General features: G+C 59.2%; 11 protein-coding genes. 2 read left to right on the top strand and 9 right to left on the bottom strand.

What is annotated here, in order from left to right; translation table 11 throughout:
• Positions 1 to 23 precede the first annotated feature (23 nt).
• Positions 24 to 980: a LysR family transcriptional regulator gene (locus tag DES53_RS02060; RefSeq protein ID WP_113956542.1), complete on the top strand. Its 957-nt coding sequence runs from the start codon at positions 24 to 26 to the stop codon at positions 978 to 980.
• Positions 981 to 1398: 418 nt separating this feature from the next.
• On the opposite strand, the gene DES53_RS02055 is transcribed toward DES53_RS02060, so the two are convergent.
• The 4 genes from DES53_RS02055 to DES53_RS02040 form a co-directional block, all read right to left on the bottom strand.
• Positions 1399 to 2337: an ABC transporter substrate-binding protein gene (locus DES53_RS02055; protein WP_170156788.1), complete on the bottom strand. Its 939-nt coding sequence runs from the start codon at positions 2335 to 2337 to the stop codon at positions 1399 to 1401.
• 544 nt (positions 2338 to 2881) lie between these two features.
• The gene (locus DES53_RS02050; RefSeq protein WP_113956540.1) at positions 2882 to 5713 is read right to left on the bottom strand and encodes a M16 family metallopeptidase; all 2832 of its coding nucleotides are present in this window, start codon (positions 5711 to 5713) and stop codon (positions 2882 to 2884) included.
• Between the two features lie 121 nt (positions 5714 to 5834).
• On the bottom strand, positions 5835 to 6419 hold the full coding sequence (locus tag DES53_RS02045) for an LURP-one-related family protein (RefSeq protein ID WP_113956539.1): 585 nt from the start codon (positions 6417 to 6419) through the stop codon (positions 5835 to 5837).
• A gap of 96 nt (positions 6420 to 6515) precedes the next feature.
• Complete coding sequence (locus tag DES53_RS02040) at positions 6516 to 7382, bottom strand: alpha/beta hydrolase (protein ID WP_113956538.1); 867 nt, start codon at positions 7380 to 7382, stop codon at positions 6516 to 6518.
• 201 nt (positions 7383 to 7583) lie between these two features.
• On the opposite strand from DES53_RS02040, the gene DES53_RS02035 reads away from it, so the two are divergent.
• Positions 7584 to 8462, top strand: a complete 879-nt coding sequence (locus DES53_RS02035) for a hypothetical protein (RefSeq protein ID WP_113956537.1) — start codon at positions 7584 to 7586, stop codon at positions 8460 to 8462.
• 86 nt (positions 8463 to 8548) lie between these two features.
• Here the strand turns inward: DES53_RS02035 and DES53_RS02030 are convergent, their stop codons facing one another.
• The 5 genes from DES53_RS02030 to DES53_RS32725 all read right to left on the bottom strand — a co-directional run bounded on the left by DES53_RS02030 (position 8549) and on the right by DES53_RS32725 (position 17805).
• Complete coding sequence (locus tag DES53_RS02030; protein ID WP_113956536.1) at positions 8549 to 8890, bottom strand: DUF2149 domain-containing protein; 342 nt, start codon at positions 8888 to 8890, stop codon at positions 8549 to 8551.
• Positions 8887 to 9543 (bottom strand): MotA/TolQ/ExbB proton channel family protein, encoded by a 657-nt coding sequence (locus DES53_RS02025; protein WP_113956535.1) that lies wholly within the window; start codon positions 9541 to 9543, stop codon positions 8887 to 8889. The genes DES53_RS02030 and DES53_RS02025 overlap by 4 nt, the downstream gene beginning before the upstream one ends.
• A complete protein-coding gene (locus tag DES53_RS02020) occupies positions 9540 to 13511 on the bottom strand; it encodes a cobaltochelatase subunit CobN (protein ID WP_113956534.1) in 3972 nt (1323 codons plus the stop codon). Before DES53_RS02020 ends, DES53_RS02025 begins: the two co-directional genes overlap by 4 nt.
• A 6-nt stretch (positions 13512 to 13517) precedes the next feature.
• Positions 13518 to 15767: a TonB-dependent receptor plug domain-containing protein gene (locus DES53_RS02015; protein WP_113956533.1), complete on the bottom strand. Its 2250-nt coding sequence runs from the start codon at positions 15765 to 15767 to the stop codon at positions 13518 to 13520.
• Between the two features lie 271 nt (positions 15768 to 16038).
• On the bottom strand, positions 16039 to 17805 hold the full coding sequence (locus tag DES53_RS32725) for a hypothetical protein (protein ID WP_113956532.1): 1767 nt from the start codon (positions 17803 to 17805) through the stop codon (positions 16039 to 16041).
• Positions 17806 to 17910: the final 105 nt, after the last annotated feature.

Raw genomic sequence — 17910 nt, 5'->3', positions numbered from 1 at the left:
TGGCAAGATGAATTTTCGGATTCATGATCACCCCCGCGAACACGACTTTCATTCAAACCGAACCCGGAGCCATCGACTCAAGGCGTCTCCAGATGTTTCTCGCCGCTGCGCAGACATCCAGTTTCGCCGCCGCCGCAGAGCGGCTGAGCCTCACACCCTCCGCGGTGAGTCATGCCATCAAGGCGCTCGAAGAAGAGTTTGACTGCAATCTCTTCAAGCGTCATGGCCCCCGCGTCACCCTTACCCGCGCGGGCATCCGCCTCATGCCACTCGCGGAGGAGCTGCTCACGCGCATGGCACGCCTGCGTCATGAAGTAGCCACCATCCAGGGCAATCCGCGCTCGCTGCGTGTGATGATGCCGGAGTGCTTCGCCTCCTCCATGCTGCCGAAGGTGCTGCCGGATTTCATGGAATGCTTCCCGCTCGCACTGTTTGAAATCGCACCGGGGGACGCGGATGAGGAGAGCTCAGTGGAAACATCTCTAGTCTCAGGCGAGCTGGACCTGCTCATCTCCTACAATGCGAAGCCGGGACGTGATGTGGTGCGGCGTGACCTCTTCCACGAAGCGCTCGCTCTCTATGTCGCGCCGTTTCACTCTCTCGCGCGGAAGGCGCCGCTGGAGCTCAGCATGTTTGAGCAATATCCACTCGCGCTTGCCAATGGCTCACTTATGAAGCTGGCGAAGGAGCGACTCTTCAGTGGCGATTTTGGAAAAGCGCGTATCTGGCAGATGCCCAGCGTGGAGAGTGCACGTGAGCTGGCACGCGTGGGTCAGGCCGTGGCGCTGCTGCCGCAGCGTCTGGCAGCGAAGTCCGTGAGCCAGGGCCACCTCGTACCGCTGCGCACGACCAACGCGAGTTTGCAGTGGTCATGCGCCATCCATTGGTCAGGCCGGGTGGAACTGAGCTGGGCAGCGGAAGTGTTCGTGAGTCTCGTGGCGATGGTGGCTCAGGAGGGTGGTGAAAGCGCGGCATCGTAAAATGTCCATTTCCATCACACCGAGTCGGGTCGAGCTCACTCATGACCTGGTCGCGGGGACAAGGAGTGGGGTCATTCCCCCGCCCATGGAACGCCTGCTACACCCGTGGCATTGAACACACACACACGACGTATGAACGACGCGACTGTCTCGCAGGGAGCGGCACTAGCCTAGTGCCGTCATGCACGTTGAGTTTCGACTCGTGGTGTTTGGTTTGTAGCTGGGCCAGTGTGTGTTTATAGCAGGCTCCGCACCCCAATGGCTCACCGCCGGCACTAGGCTAGCGCCGCTCCCTGCGAACCAACGAGCCTCCTCTTATGGACGAGCGACGGGAGTGAAGATCTTCATACGTGAAAATGTGGGGCAGGAATGCCCCCACTCCTGGGGGCTGTTGCGACGCGGTGGATATTTTGATTGCTTAGAGAGATGATGTGGCGGCGTAGGCGCGGATGCCCTGCGGCGCGAGGGCGGCGCCGAGTTCCTCGGCGTTGAATACACCTTCCCCCAACGGTACGCGTTCGGCGAGGAGCTGCAGCTCCGTGGCGAGCCACTCCTTGTCCGGTTGAAAGTCCTTCTGCACGATGCCCGTGAGATGACGCTTCGCAGCCTCCAGCAAGATCGCAGAATCACAGCGCGGTGTGCCCAATCGTGCCATCTGATCCGCGACCTTCAGGAACTCGCTATCCTCTTCCAATCGCTTGTGCATGTCTGCGAGTGCGTGAGGCAACAGCGCAAACTCCTCCTCATGTTCCGCGACGAGTTCCTTCCTGCAGAAGATGACCAACTGCTGCGCATATTTCCCCGGTTCGAATCTCGCATCCAGTTTCCCATTCCCCTCCACCTGTGCCTGCATGCCCCACGGCGTAGGAGCCACCATGCCGTCCAGCGTTCCGGCCTCGAGCCCTTTGCGCATGAGTTCCATCGGCAGCACTTTAAAAGCGGGAGGGTCCAGATGTTTCTTCGCCACTTGAAGCTGCCAGGTGAGTATCTGGTAGCGCGTGAGTGAGCAGCGCCCCTCAATGCCGAACACCAGGCGCCTGACATCCGTCTTCTTGTTGGCCTTGGGAGGCTGTGCCAGTTTTGCGGCCTTGGTGGTCAGCACGAGTTCGGTGGGACAGGCATGCAGCACCATGGGCACGCACCACACGCCCTTCTGCGCAGGCTTGTTCACCAGCTCCGTAATGCCCAGCTCCCACGGCAGGAGTCCTGCGGCCAGTTCTCCGGTGAGCAATTGCCGGATGATGCGTCCATAGCTGGGACATGGCAGCATGCGCCAGGCGTCGGCGCCCTTCGTGTGAGCAAGCAGCGGCATGGCTTCGAGGGAGGGAACGAATCCAGTAGAGAGGATGGGGGGCACGCGAATGGGGGTTCGGCGTTTGTTTTCGACTGTGCCAAGCACATCATGTGCCGCGTCGTGACCAAGTTTCAGTGGAGTGTGGAAATCATCCGTCACGGAAGGTGTGTGATATACCATGATACAGATTTGTTTCACACAAGACACACCTTAAGCATGAACTTCAGAGGAGAGATGTGGAGGCAGTGCCGAAGGCCTTGGACTGCGTGCAGCCTGCTGCCGCTTTCCTCAAGTGCAGCCTGCTGCACGCTTCACCGCGACGGAGTCGCCAATTGTTTTCTGGCAGCGTGAGATCGCCAGCGAGTGCCACCATCGCCACAGCAGGCTGTGGACTCTGGAAAGCGGCAGCAGGCTGCACGCAGTCCAAGGCCGCTTCGCATCACAGCATCTGGATCTGTCGTGTTCTTTCTCTCGCCTCCGCTACACAGTTTTCTGAATCTCAGGCGAAGGAGGTCCCGCATGAGAATCAGAGAAACAAAAACACCCGGATGAAGCGCGCTCCACCCGGGTGTTGTGTAGTTCAATCAAATGATCGTCAGCCGGTCTGCTACTCCGTCCTTGCCTCGCCTTGCTTGGCCGTGGGCACGAGACCGATGGTCAGCACGTGCCCGTTGGTGAGATATTGCTTCGCCAGCGCTTCGAGGTCTTCCTTCTTGATGCTGGAGAAGTCATCCATCAGGGAGCGGGACCAGTCGAGACGGTAGGGCTGCGCCTGGCAGTTCATCAGCGTCCGCGTGAGCCAGTAGCGATTGTCACGACGCGTTTGGATGAGCTGTTGCAACATCGGTTCGCGGGCGCGCTCGAATTCATCCGCCGTGATGCCCTTCTCAATGTTCTCTGCAATCTCGGTGAACATCGGCTTCACCTTCGCCACCTGGTCCGGCTTCAACGTAGCAGCGGCAAACATGTAGCCGTAGCCGGTGAAGGTATCATTCGCCAGATGATGCGCCATGGGGCTGTAGGTCTCGCCGAGCTCTTCGCGAATCTTCAGACGCAGACGGTCATCCAGAATCTGGCCAAGCAGGATGAGACGGCGCGTGCGGCGGATGTCCAGCATGTCATCCGTGGGCCAGTAGGCCAGCGCCCAGGAGCGGGTGATTTCCGAGACGAAGGAGAAGTCCTTGTCATGCACATCGCGTGGGAAGGTTATCTTCCGTGCGTCTGCAAATTCAGGCCTCTTGTCCTGGCGCTTCGCCAGTGCGCCGAAGGTCTTGCCAATCACTTCAAGAGCCTTCTCCGGGTCAATGTCACCCACCACAGAGACTTCCATGTAGCCCTCCTTGAGCGCGGGCGTGAGCCAGGCCTTGAGCTCCGCGAGATTGCGCTCATCCATGACCTTCCGCTCGGGGAAGCCGAAGCGGAAATCGCCACCGTGGGTGAAGGCCTCCACCTTGTCCTGCATCACCCCTTCATCCGTGTGCTCGATCGCAGTGTACAGCGCGTCGAGGTTCTTCTTGAACTGGCGCTCGGCTTCTTCACGCCAGCCTGGGGCCGCGATATTCGCACAGAGGCGCTGGCACTGGGCCTCGAAGTCCTGCGGTGTCGTCTTCCCGGTGAACGCAAAGGAGTCATCCTTGATCTCAAACTTCGTGCTCACGGTCTTGCTGGCGAAGATGCGGCGCAGATCATCCACACTGTGTTTCTCCAGGCCCGCGAGGGGGAACACGCTCTCGGCAAAGGGAATCATGCCCGGCTTGTCCTTGGGAGCCTCCAGCTTGCCACCTCCGAAGGTCACCATGATGTTCACGCCGTTCTTTTCAAATTCGGTCTTCTTCACATTGGCGCGCACCTGGTTGGCAAAGACGGCCTGCGTGATTTCCAAATCCTTCACCACGTTGGTAGAGGCGACCTTGCCTGCTTCACCAAAGCTGGTGTAGGCGAACTCGAGGGCCTTCGATTGCTCGGGCGCCTTCACCTCCTTTTTCTGGCTTTCGCGGTAGGCGGTGAGGATGGTTTCAGAAGCATTGTCGAGCTTCAGATTGCCGCCGATGAAGACCTGCACGTCTGGGTTCTTCCACACTTCCTGCAGAGCCTTGTGGCAGTCTTCTGCGGTGATGCCCGCGAGGTCCGCTGTCACGCGCTTGAAGTCGGCATCCGGGTCGGTGATGACCTGGTCATTGCCCAACTGACGTACAAAGGCATCGGCGAGGTCACTGTTCTTGCGGGTGTCCTTCTGCTCCGCACGCAGGCGCACGGACTTGAGGAAGGAACTGGTGGCCTCGGCGAATTCCGCCTCGGTGAAGCCATGCTGCACGGCGCGGCGCAGTTCCTGTTCCGCGAGGGAGAGCGCCTCCTTCCACTGCTCCGGCTTGCTCTTCGCGTAGATGCCGTTGTTCTCAAAGAACTTGAACATGTCGAAGTTGTAGGCCTGCGCCTCCATGATGGGAGAGTTCTCCGCCTTGGCCAGCTCGCTCAGACGCTGGTTGAGCATGTTGTCCGCCAGGGTGCGGATCATCTTCTCACGACGGCGTGCGGCGCTGTCGTGCGCCTTGTTCGCCTCACGGGGAGCTTCGATGCTGATTTCCGTCGCTGCGGCTTCCATCTCCGTGTGCAGCATGGCCACGAGGCCACGTCCCTTGGTCAGCTTGCCCAGGCTGGGATCTTCGGAGTCACCACGGCGGGCCTTGGAGTCGCTGAAGTTCTTTTTGATAAGGCCCTCCACCAGCGGGATATCCACATCCCCCACCACAACCACCACAGCACGCTTCGGCGTGTACCACTTCTCGTAGAAGTCCACAAAGCGCGGGCGGCCCATCTTGTTCAAGGTCTCCTCAATGCCAATGGGCATGCGAACGGGAATGAGTGAGTCCGGCAGGGCGAACTTGTACCCGGCCTCCATGGTGCGGGTATCCACGCTGTCGCGTGCCAGCTTCTCACTCAGGATGACGCCGCGCTCCTTGTTGATTTCCTCCTGACCCAGCAGCATGCCGTCGAGGTCATCGCGGAAGAGCTCAAACGCCTCGGTGAACATCTTCTCGTCCACGCGGGGCAACTCGAGCTTGTACACCGTCTCCTTGAAGGAGGTGTGCGCATTCGTATCGGCGCCGAAGCCCATGCCGAGACGCTGGAAGCGCTCCACCATGGTGCCCGCCGCGAAACGCTTGGACCCGTTGAAAGCCATGTGCTCCAGGAAGTGCGCCATCCCCTGCTGGTCGTCCTCCTCCATCAGTGAGCCGGCATCCACGTACAGGCGCACGCTGGCGCGCCCAGCCACGGGGAACTTGTTCGGGTAGATGATGTAGCGGAGCCCGTTCTCCAGCCGTCCGAAGACGGCCTTTTCATCAGGTTTCAAATCGCTCACCTCCTGCGGCCAGATTTCGGCCCGTGAGGTTGCAGGGAGCAGGGATAAACACAACGCGGCGAGGAGGCAGAGTCGCATGATGGATGATAGCAGGTATGAGAATCTGTACGGCGTGAGCCGGGAAGTAGGTAGAGGTAAAGAGCCGCCACCTGTTCAAAACTTTCGCCGGCCCCACTGGGGGGCCGAGTCACTAACGGGGCTAGCCGCGCGACCTTTCCAAGAGGCCGAACATGAGCAGGGACAAGATGATGGGCAGCTCATCTTGGGCGGGCAGGTCGCCCAGTTTCTCAATGTTGAAGCTGCTTTCAAGGAAGGCGCGGTTCTTGGTGAACCGCATCACCGCGCTGCCCTGACGGGAAATGGAATACTTCGGGTGGCAAAAGAATCCGGTGAAAAGACCCACAATCGGAATGTCCCCGAGCATCGAATCCAGAATCTTGGCCCAGGGATTCTCCTCCCGGATGTCATAGGCTACCTGCCCATTTCCATCGAGGATCTCATAATGCGCCTTCCAAAGGGACCTCAAGCCCCGGCGGCGTACGCTGCCTATCTGCACGCCCTCCGGCGTGCGGAAGGCATAGTTCGCATTGAAATCGATGATGCGGTCCGCCTGGATGGTGGCCAGCAGGCTCTTGCGGGAGGAATCGGTGAAGACCTCCACCTTCTCCCGGAACTTGAAGAGCTTCTGCTTCACGTAGCAGACCTCCTGACCGCCCGCGTCCTGAACGTAGATCTGGGGAGCAAGAGCGAGGATTTTGAAACGCAACTGCAGTGGGTAGTTCATACGGCTGAGGAAGTTGGACGGTTCCGCGAACCGTGCAAGCAACCGTTGTCCAATCCCCATGCCGGAAGACTGGCCCGGCATTGCGTGACATTCCGCTTAGAGCACGTCTGATAGAGCGTCTGGGTCCGGCTCGATGAAGCCCTGACCCACAAGGAAGTCATCCATGACGTTCAAGGTCGCCTGGTAGATATCGAACGACACGTTGAAATTGAAGAACCCGTGACCCTGGCCCTCATAGACGATGAGTTCGCAGATGTTCTTCTTCTTCTTCATCCGCTTCGCAAAGTCGAAGGAAGCGTCGAACGGCACCACGCGGTCCTGGGTGCCATGGAAGATGAGTGTCGGGGGCAGTCCCGGAGCAATCGCCCCGGCGAGGTTTGCGCGCTTGGCCTGATCCGGCTCAGTGAAGCGATCAAAGCCGAAGCCCTTCTTGGAGGTGTCCAGCACCGGGTTGAACATCACCAGCGCATTCGGAGCGCAAGGGATGGAGAGGTCTTCTCCGGCCTCATCAAAGCCGCTCACCATGGCAGACGCTGCGGCGATATGCGCACCGCCACTGCCACCCGCACCGACAATCTTTCCAGGGCTGATGCCCAGCTCCACTGCATTCAGTCGCAGCCAGCGGAATGCCGAGCGGGCATCCGCCATGGCATCCACCGGGGTGCTGCCGTGCCGGGCGCTGACCCGGTAGTCAAAGGCCATGGCCAGCATGCCACGGGACGCAAAGTACACACAGTGAGGGGCAAACTGGCTCACCTGCCCATTATCCCAGCCGCTGCTGTAGAAGAAGGCAATGACGCTCTTCGGGTAGGGCGGAGCCTTTCCAGATTCCGGTTCCCAAATATAGACCGGCAGGTTCACGCCACCGACGGTCTTGTAAATCTCTTCGCGCGCGGTCTTCAGCAGCTCACGATTCCGATCAATCGGAGCTGGCTTGGACAGGCTGTCATCTTGGGAAAGCATGTATTGGGGGAAAGCAGGCGCGGATAATCAAGAGATTCTCAACGTCGGCAAATACTTTTACGGTTCTGGGGATTGAGAGGGAGGGAACCCGCGAAAAACAAGCACCAATCCTGCCAGTTTTTGTCGTGGTGGGCAATTTTAATGCGCAGAATTGCCGCAACGTTTTGCATCCGCCGGTCGGGCTGCTACGATGAAGTTTCCATGACTTTCGTGCGCTTCCTCGCCTTCCTGTTCTTGACCGCCGGAATTCTGCGGGGTGAGGACCCGGAACTTCGCCGGCAGCTGGAGCGGTCGTACGGCGCGTGGAAGCAATCCCTCATCGCCGCAGACCTGAGCGGCTGGCAGCAGAGCACCGCCGCCCACCGGCAGATGCTCACCAGAAACCTCATCGTGAGCCAGAAACAGCCGTTCCCGCACGCGCTTTTCGCCATTCCCATGAGGCCGCCGGAGATCGCCACCCTACGATTCCTGGGCAGCACCGTGAAGGGCAACACCGCCAATCTCGCCTACTTTGGCAAGGTGGACCTCGGGCTCGTCGACCAGTCCGAAATCCCTGAAAGCCTCCTCATCCTGAAGTTCGTCCGGGAAAGCACCGGTTGGAAGTTCGATACCACCCGGCTCATCAATCTCGGCTCGGCCCCGGAAATTCAGGCTGCCCTGAAGAATGGTGGTCGCGCTAATTTCCTCGATGATCCCGAGTTCGCCCCGACTGGCGAGGTCCCGGCCGTGCCCAAAGCCTGCCCGGTGCCGGACCGGATTGGCGTGCTCCAGATTGCATCCTTCGGCTATGCCACCCGCGTGTCTGTGAATGGATTCGACGTCGCCACCGTCCAGGACAATGCCGAGGAGCATCTGGTCATCGGAGGCCTGAAGAATGGAGACAATCCCACGACCGTCGAGGCCAAGCAGCTCCCGGTCCCTGAGGGCGCGGAACGCAGCCTGGAGATCAATGCCATCATCCTCACCGGTGAGCAGAAACGCCCCACCATCCAGGTCTTCAGCTGGAAGGCGGAGAAACATCCCGTGCCCGAGTTCCAGAAGATGATGATCTTCGTGAACAAGATCACGATGCGGGAGTAGGTGCCCGGAGGTTAGGCGTCCCGTCTGACAGCGGATGTTAGGCCTCCGGCCTGACCAGCAATGGTTGTACTCCTAGAAGAAGCCTCTCACTTCCCCGGGGCCTTCCTCTCGGGCACATAGATCACCTCGCCGGATTTCAGCCGGTAGGCGGTGCCGAGACGTTCACCGTCGCCACCCAGCGATTCCGGGCTGGCGCGAAACCGCTCAATTTTCATCCCGTCTCTCTTGATGATTTCCATCTCGGGAGTGCCCTCATTCTTGATCATCGTGGCCGTGGTGCCGGAGGAACTCCGATCCAGCACTTCATAGCTCAAGATGGCCAGCAGCAGCGCCACAGCAAAAGCGATCCAGACATCGAAGAGATTCAGCAGACCCGCTGCCGGGTCATCCTCGGAACCTTCGTCCCACTTTCTCGGTTTGCGTCTCATGGCTCCTTACCGATGTGCGTGCCACGGGTAGCCACACCCGTTGAGACTTGGGCAAAAATGTATTCCAGCTCCCCCATGTCATGCTGATACCAGTGCTTCCGCACCAGCCCCATGGTAAAGGAACAGCAGCCAATGAGCACTCCGATGACCGTGGCAGTGAAGGCCACCACGAGATGGCTGGAGAGCACCGCGACATCCCCGGATGCCAGACCGGTAAGCGCTGGCCCGAGCGGTATGAGCGTACCCATGAGTCCCAACATGGGCGCGACACGTGTGAGCCAGGAAAGCTGCGCCAGTGAAGCGGCCACCTCTCCTTCCAAATCATCGAGACTCTTCGCATAGTCGGACAATTCCGGAGCATCACGCCCGAGCAGGACAGCAAGTCTCGCCGGAAGTCCTAAGGTGCACTCACTCAAGCACCGGACCAGAGCTCCACCATCTGCTTTTCCCGGGGACTTCACTGACTTCTGCTGCTTCGCGAGGTGCCGGGCCTCTCGCAGCACTCGCTGGACCCTCGGCCTTGTGAACCACTCCCGCACCAGCCCTCCAAGCAGCAGCATGCTCCACGCTGCCATGATCAGAATGGCCAGGAGCGTAGGAAGCAACAGCGCATTTGAGAGCACATAGAGTGCATGTTGGATTGCATCCATCATACCGAGCCTGACTTTCTGAAGAATCCCACGATGAGCAGCGCAAGAACAAAGGCCCCTGCGAGGTAGCTCCAGTTGAAAGTTGGCCTCCCTGCCTGCGCCTCTGCCGGCGCTTGCTTTTCTTCCACTTGTTTCTGTTCCGTCACGTTTTCCAGCTTCTGGCCCACGACCTTCTCTTCTGCTCCGGCTGCTGAAGATTTGGCGAGCGCTTCCTGCATCGCCTTCGCAAGCTCCTGGTCTTTGGCCTCGCCCCCTGAAATCAAGGTCTTGGCCGCATAGGTGGCGAGCTTCACATTGCCGCCACTCACGAGGCCGCCTGAGTCGCCATGCCTCGCGACGGAATCCGCATACATACGGGTGATGTCGGCAATCTGCTCCTCGGATGCCTGCCAGACGCCCTTCCTCGCCGCCTCCAGCAGCGTGGCTGCAATCTCCTGCATGGCATGGGGCGACACCTTCTCGAACCATTCCTCCAGACCAAGCTTGTGCCTGTCTTTCAGCACCACTTCATAGATGTCCGTCCAGGTTTGCTGGGAGACGCTCTCCGGACGCGTGACAGACCAGCCAAAGGTATTCTTCACCATCTCCGCGATGTGTCCCGCTCCGGCATAGTCATGGTCCTTCATGCCTTGGAGCCATTTCTTGCCGAGCAGCTCTGAACGCAGGTTGGTGGCCAGCACTTCCTCCAGATCACGAATGCTGGCGCCATCAGGATTGCGCACGTCGGCAATCAGCGCCTGCGGTGTGGAACCCGTGAGCTTCTTCACGGCCATGCTGAGTCCACCGAAATATTCGTAAGAGTGATGGTTGGTGAGCTGGCTGGTCATATTGGAAGCCCACACGCGCAAGATGGTATCAGTACCCTGGATGGCTTCTTCATAGAGGCCATCCACCTTCTCCCCCCACACTTCACCGCTGTACACGTAGCTCATGTTATCCGTGTACACGCTGGTGATCTCATCTTGATTTTCCCAGACACCAGAGCGTGGCACAAGGTAGAGGATGTGCGTGCCGGTCATGTTCCCCGGCTTCGTGCCGAAGATGCGCGCCAGTGAGAACTGCGATGCCCGGACGCTGGAGAACCCACGACGATGCAATCGGGTCTCCATTTCTGCCACCGCATCACGCACGGGATTGTGCTCTTCCTTCGCCGCTGCGGCCAGTCGCACCGCTTTATCCAGCAGCACCATCCTGGAACCGAAGGTCTCCTTGTAGTCGCCTCCCACCGCAATAAACACATCCACACGCGGACGCTTCAGCTCATCCATCGGAATGAGTTCGACGTCATTCACCAAATTGTTGTGGTCCCACACGGGACGAACACCAAGCAGAAAAAGAATCTGCGCCTCCATGACTCCGTAGTCGCACATGGTCTCCATGCCGGTGAGGTCCATGCCAATTTTCTTTGGCTTGCGATCGCGCAACAGATCATTCACCAACCTGCATCCCACTTCCCACGCGGCCCGATTGGGGATCTCTTCGGGATTCAGTGAATACAGATTCCTGCCCGTAGGCAATGAACCTGAATTCCGAATCGGATCCGGCCCCGGTCCCGGTAGCGTGTAGCCACCGTCCAGCGCATGAATGAGCCCGGTGATCTCCGAATCGGCATTCATGAGCCGCTCCTGCACGTCACGGGCAAAGGTCACATCCTTCTCAATCTCCGGCGTACGCGGCATGGCGGTCTCCACTTTCCCCTCCAATGCATCTCCCAACAGACGTGCGGCAGCATCCCGCTGCATCTGCTTGTCATGCTCCATGTTCCTGATGAAGGGCGCAGCTTCACTCAAGTGCTTGAGATACCGTAATCCCAAAATCGAAGTGAGATACGGAAGTCGCTCCTGCTCCGTCGGCGGCTGCCCTAGAATGTGCAGACGCGTAGGCGTCTGTGAATCATAAAGATGATGCAGATGATCGTCGACACGTGCGATGACCTCATCCGGGAAGGGCTTCTTACCCTCTGGAGCCCGCGCCACGAGTTCCAGGCTTTCCTTCACAATTTGCTCACTGATGCCCTTGCGGAATTCCTCCCTCAGCAATCCCGGCTCAAGCGTGTTGAACTTGTGGATGTCATCATGCAGCGTCTTGAACTCCTCGGAGAGACCTGCCGTGAGTGCTGGCGGCACCCGGTGATCCACCAGCGTGGCATAGGAGCGGCGACGCGAAACGGTAGCTTCAGCAAGGTTGTCCGTGATCCACAGATTGACGACCGGCATCCTGCTGACGCACACATCACTCCAGCAATCCTTGGAGAGGCCATTCTCCTTTCCTGGCAGAAGTTCCAGGGATCCATGCGTGCCCCAGTGCAGGATGGCATCCGCCCCGAATTCCTCCTCAAGCCACCAGTAGAAGGCCAGATAGCTGTGTGGTGGCGGCACATCACGTGAGTGCAGCAGCTTGTCGTCCTGCTTGTGTCCGCGTTCGGGCTGCGGCGTCAGGATGACATTCCCCATCTGGATGCGCGGAATCACCAGATGCGGTTCACCGTTGCGCTTTACCACCATCAGTCGTCCAGGTGGTGGACCATACTTGTCGACCACTGCCTTACGAGCCTCCTCACTGAGACGGGCATCAAACCATTTCTGATACGCCCTGAGAGGAATCAAAGAAGGCTCCCCTTCATCCGCGAGCTTTTCCAAATCCCCCTGAGCCCACGGCCCGATGTTCCGCCCCTTCTTCTTCAAAGTCTCAATCAGTTCCGCGGCTGTGGCGGGAAGGTTTTCCATCGCATAGCCCGCCTTCTGCAAGCGCGGCAGGAAACGCACCAGACTCTCCGGACCATCTAGAAATGCCCCCGTGGGACTTCCTCGCATCAGGTCATCCTGCCCGAGCCCCTTGTTGTAGTAGATGATGGCAATCTTCTTCTCCGGGTTCTTCTTCGTGCGGAGGGCCACCAGATTCGCCGCGCGTGCCGCAAAGGCTTCCACCCGGTCGGGGATGGGTTCATGCAGACGGAATCCCTGGATGCTCGCCTGCAATCCACCCACGACCATCGGCTCGACGGTGCCCCAGTACTCCTGCAGAGACATGAACAGGCCCACGTCCTGGTAAGACAGGCCGCGCGGATTCTTCTGCCACTCCTCCACCGTGGAGCCCAGCATGGATACCGGCCGCAAATAGGGGATATCCAGCTCCTTGAGAAACTCACCGTTGTTCCAGTTCGAGCCATGACGGTCCTCGATCAGTACCGCCGGTTTCGCTGCACGAATGAGGCCATTCACCTTGTCCGCGCTGTCACCAAAGATCACCACAGGATTCAGCCCATGCCGCTCCAGGGCCTCCATCTGCGCATTCACCACCTTCAGGTCTCGCGTAATCCAAAAAGACTGCTGGATCACCAGCACCGCCACCGGTGCATCATCCTTCCAATGTTGTGTTGATTTTCGAAACTCACGGTACCGCTCAATGTCCGTGAAAGCATCCTCGTGCTCCGGCGCATAGTAGCCGAACTCCGGAATGATGATGGGAGGCAGCACTTCGCGTTCCAATCCGAGATATGCCTTCCCGCAATAGCCAATCATGCGGGTCACATTCGTGGGCCCATTCCCCCGCCAGTAGCTGCGCAGCGCTGGGTCTTGAACCAGCAAGCCTTGCTTCTCGAGGTCCACCTGGCTGTCACGCGTGTCGAGCGAGAGCACCTTCTGCGCAGCATTGACCTCATGGGCCTCCTTCAGCTTTGCGGTAAGTGCCGAGGTGCTCGCGGCATCAATGTTAAGCACCAGCACAACTGGAAATGCCGAGACTTCCTTGCCGTCCAACTTCGCGAACTCACCGGCAGAATAGAATCCTGCAGACACACCATGCTCACGGCACGCCTGGTCCAGCAGCGGCATGGAACGCTCCCACACCCCCACGAATGCCAGCTTCGTGGAGGACGGAACAGCCTGACCCATCACGATAGCGGACCACCACAGCAAGCACGCTGTGGTGGCCGCAATGGCCTTTATCGACTTGGTGACGCCAGGCAGCATCGCGAATCAGAAGGTCAAACGCGCACCGACCACGATGCCGAAGCCAGGAGCCACCTTCTGACGCTGGGCGTAGGCTTCGCGATAACGCGTGTCGAAGATGTTGTTGAAGGCAAGCGTCAGGTCCAGAGCCCGGTCCCCTTCGCGCCACACATTCACCCCACCACGCACATTGGTGATGGCCCATCCGGGAAGGGAGAAGTCATCGCGCAGCGGCGGATTGTTGGTGTCATTGGGTGAACCGTAAGCCGGATCCTTGGAGAAGCCTGCATCCTGCTCATCATCCGGCGCGTGTCTGCGCAGGCGGTCGGAGAAGACCTCCACCACCTCGACCCACCAGCGACCCGAGGGGTGCTCATAGCGCAATCCCACCGTGCCGAAGAAGGGAGGAATGAACCGCGGGGGATATCCACTCGCAGTGTCCTTCCCGTAGGTGTAGGTGGCATTGCCAAAGAAGGTCCAGTTGTCCGCCAGTTCATAAGCCAGCGCGAGTTCAGCGCCGGTCACATATCCCTCGCCGATGTTTGCTTCATGAGTGGCAGCAAAGGTGCCCTGTCCTGGAAGTGTCACCGTCCCCTCCGTCTGGGAGCCGATAAGGTCATCCAGCCGTGTGTAGAAGCCGACGAGCGAGAAGTTCGTGCGCGATGAATGGTAGCGCGGACCGAACTCATACGTGATGGACTTCTCCGGGTCCAGATTCGGGCTCGGCAGGTAGGCAATACGGCTGGAGAAGGTGGGTGTACCCGCGCTCAGCAGGTCCCAATACCCCGGCGCACGGAATCCGCTGCCGATATTGGCTACGAGATCCCAGTTCTCCGTGACATTGTAAATGGCTCCGGCATTCCACGTGACGGATTGCCAGCTCTCATCAATCGAGAGGTCGTTGATGTCATAACCCGCATCTGGGATCACATCACTCTGCGACGGGTCTGAATTGATGTGGGAGTTTTCAAAGCGAGCACCAACCGTAAGGAGCAGTCTCTCCGTGGGGCGAAACTCAAACGTGGCGAACGCGTCGAACACATCATACGTGCCATCGGGAACATTGCCATAGGGCTCCACCACGCTGGTGTTTCCAGAGGCATAGTCGTAGATGGACTGGCTGATGGAGGAATCCAGCATCTCATAGCGGTAGTCCACGCCGTAGATGAGACGGACGGAGTGCTTCTCGAACGAGACGGCATTCTGAACACCCACGCCGAGGACCTCCTGGTCGGTCGTCGTCTTGGTATTGCTGAAGTTGGTATCGTTCTGCCGGCGGCGTTCAGAGAGCTGGTCGTAGTAATGGTAGTAGCCGTAGACTCTCAACTCATCGCTCCAGGAGCCAAGATTCTCCGCCGTGTAGTCGAACTTCACAATCCCTCGCGTCTCATCCGGGGTGAAGATACGCGGCACGCCGTTCGCATTCAGCTTGGACTGCACATACGTTTCCACATCGTCGCGCCGGTTGTGAATCCACGAGAGTCTGAAGGTGTGCCCCTCCGCCGGACGAAATGCCAGATTGGCATAGCCTCCGGTCGCCTCGTATCCCGTCGGACTCAGCGTGCCTTCACCGGGACCTTTGTAGTCATCGACATCCTGTCGCGTGATGCCTGCCGAAAAAGCAAGCGTGGGCCCCGTGGCATGCACATCGAGCGTCTCGGTGAACTCATCATCGTTCGAGCCGTAGCGACCGTACAATTCACCACCCACATTTACCGTGTCGGAGAACGACGCCCGACGGGGAATGAGATTCAAGACACCTCCGATGGCGTCACTTCCGTACTGCACGGAACCCGAACCACGGATGACCTCCACACGGTCCAGTGCACCAATCGGAAACTGATTGAAGAACGGACTTGGACCACCGAACCCGGCAGCATTGTTGATACGCACGCCATCCCAAAGATAGAGATTGCGATTGCCAAGCTGCCCGCGAATGATTGGCGACCCCTGAGCGGCCACACTGACCGCCCAGATGCCGGGCTCCTCCTGAAGCGCCTCGATGGGTGTGCGAGGCTGGCGACGGATGAGGTCCTCGTGCTCGATCACGGTGATGGACTGCGGCAGGTTCAGCAAATCCTCGCTGGTACGCAAGGGTGTCTCTGCTGTGACCGTGACCGGTGGCAGGGTGATGGCCGCATCCGGAGGCGGAGTCGCGGGAGTTGAAGATGGTGATTGTGCCAGGGCAAGACCTCCACAGGTCAGGCTGACCAAAGCGGCCAGTCCGAAGCGTGTGAATCGCCCCTCGTTGGTGGTGTGAGAGGATGTGATATTCATGGGAGTGCGGTTGACGGCGCATGCACTCGATCTCCTGAAGGGCAGGAGTCGTGGTGGGGAGTTTGAATGCGCCCCGTGCATCATTGGGCCATTCAGTCTTCGCAATGCCAAACGGCACGACCTGCGACTGACCGAGGTTCCTCTTCACTAGGCAATGAACACCCCCTGCCCCTCGAAGCACCATCCAATGAACAACCTTTGCCCCGCAATCACCAGGCAAAACATGGATCACAAGGCACGGCCCCTCAACGCCAGGCTAAAGCTGGAGTTCCTACTTCGTCGCGTCCTCCAGCAGGCTCTTGAGGAAACTCTTCCCGGCGTCCTTGAGCTTGTCCTTCACGTCGGAGAGCGCTGTATCCAGGCTCACATCCGGTTTGGACATGGAGCCCTTGGCACGGAAAGGGACCGCGAGGCGCTTCTGCTCATCCATTAGCGCGATGCCAATGAGCTCGACCACCACATTCACCGCCTCATGGGCGCCGAGTTCCTTCGCGAGGACCTTCTTCGCGTCCTCGATGATTTTCTGGGTCAGCTCAGGACTCACCACCAGCTTCGCACGCGCATTGATGGCGTCCTCGGGAGCGTTGAACCAGCTGTTGTCCAGCATGGTGATCTCATACTGAGGAAAGGCGAAGCGGGTGTCGCCCTCCAGCATGATCTTGCTGCCGCGCACCACGTGGATGCCGGTCTTCGTGTCCTCTGTCAGCACACCGCCAATCGCGACTTCATCAAGGTTGATGCCGTACTCGGCCACGCGTTTCGCATCTTTCTTACCCAATTGTTTGCCCAAAGGAAGACCACCCAGCAGGCCGCCCTTCTTCAGCAGGATTTCGAGCTTGAGGTCCGGACTCCACAGGCCGCTGGTCGCATCGAAAGGGGCCACTTTGCCGGTGCCTTCAAAGGCGAAGTCCGCGACCGTCACCTCCTGTTTTTTCTCGGTCTTCACGAACTTGATGCCGGACTTCATCTCAAGGTCACACCGGTTGTGCGTGGCCAGCGCCGTGGGCACGATGTCGATGTTCTTGATGGCCACATTCAGATTGCTGAAGGTGAGGTAGGTCCCCTTCTCCATGTCGATGTTCTCAAAAAGGCCGTTGCTGATGGACACCTCTTTGATGTCGAGATTGAGCTTCAGCTCATTGGCGTACATCTCCTTCTTATCGCGCTTCTTTTTCTTCTTCTTGGCCTTCTTCTTCCGGACCAGAGTCACCTTCGTCCCATCCGGATTCGTCACCACGATGGTATGAGTCGCTGCTGGAAGAGGAGTGGCTACAGGTGAAGGCGCAACGGGGACCGGCGCAGGCACCCGAGTGGCAGGAGCAGGCTCAGCACCCACGGGGGGTACAGGCGTGGCCACCGGGTCGGGATTCGGCTGCGGCGTGGGCGTGGGCGTGGGCGTGGGAGCAGGAGTGGGCGTAGGTGGGACGAGTGCCGGCGGGGCCGTGTTCTCAGGCGCAGGCGCGGGAGCAGGTACAGGAGGAGCCGGTGCTGGCGCACGTGCCGGATTCACCGCCGGAGACGGAGCGTTGGGTGCAGGAGCAGCAGTCGCCTGGGGTACTTCGACGTACTCGTAGTGGTCGTCGTCCTTTTCGTAAGGGTCGTCGAAGAGCTCATCCAGGCTGCTGTCGCCGTATTCATCGATGAGCATGCGCACCAGCGCGCCCTCCAGGTGCAGCTTCTCCACCTTCAGCGTGCCCTTCAGGAGGTCCATGAGCTCCATGGAGAGCACCGCTTCCCTGGCGCCGACCAGCACTTCCTCATCCTTGATAAGCGCGCGCTGGGCGAGCGGCTTTTCCGCCTCGTCATCCTTGGGCACCATCTTCAGGCCAATCAGTTTCACCGAGGCGGGGGAGCTGAGCAGGTTCACCTCCGTCCTCTCCAATTGCACGCGGCAGTCCCACGCCTCCTCCATCTGGGCGATGAGGGATTCCTTCTCCAGCTTCCCGGCGACCCAGAAGTAGCCACCCGTGCCAGCCCCGAGGAGCAGCGCCGCCAGGGTGAGAAAGACAATGAGCGCCTTCTTTTTCAGCTTCTTCATGCGCGGGAGGATACGGGGGAAGTCTTAAGTTCCAAGCACTTTAGGGGTTAACGCCGGGGACCCTGCACTTGGTGTGCACCGGGGGAAAGTAGTTCAAATTCTCTC

Origin of the sequence: Roseimicrobium gellanilyticum, from assembly GCF_003315205.1 — a bacterium.
Taxonomy (GTDB): Bacteria; Verrucomicrobiota; Verrucomicrobiia; order Verrucomicrobiales; family Verrucomicrobiaceae; genus Roseimicrobium; species Roseimicrobium gellanilyticum.
Note: the sequence above shows the minus strand (reverse complement) of the source record. Positions and strands in the feature narration are given on the sequence as shown.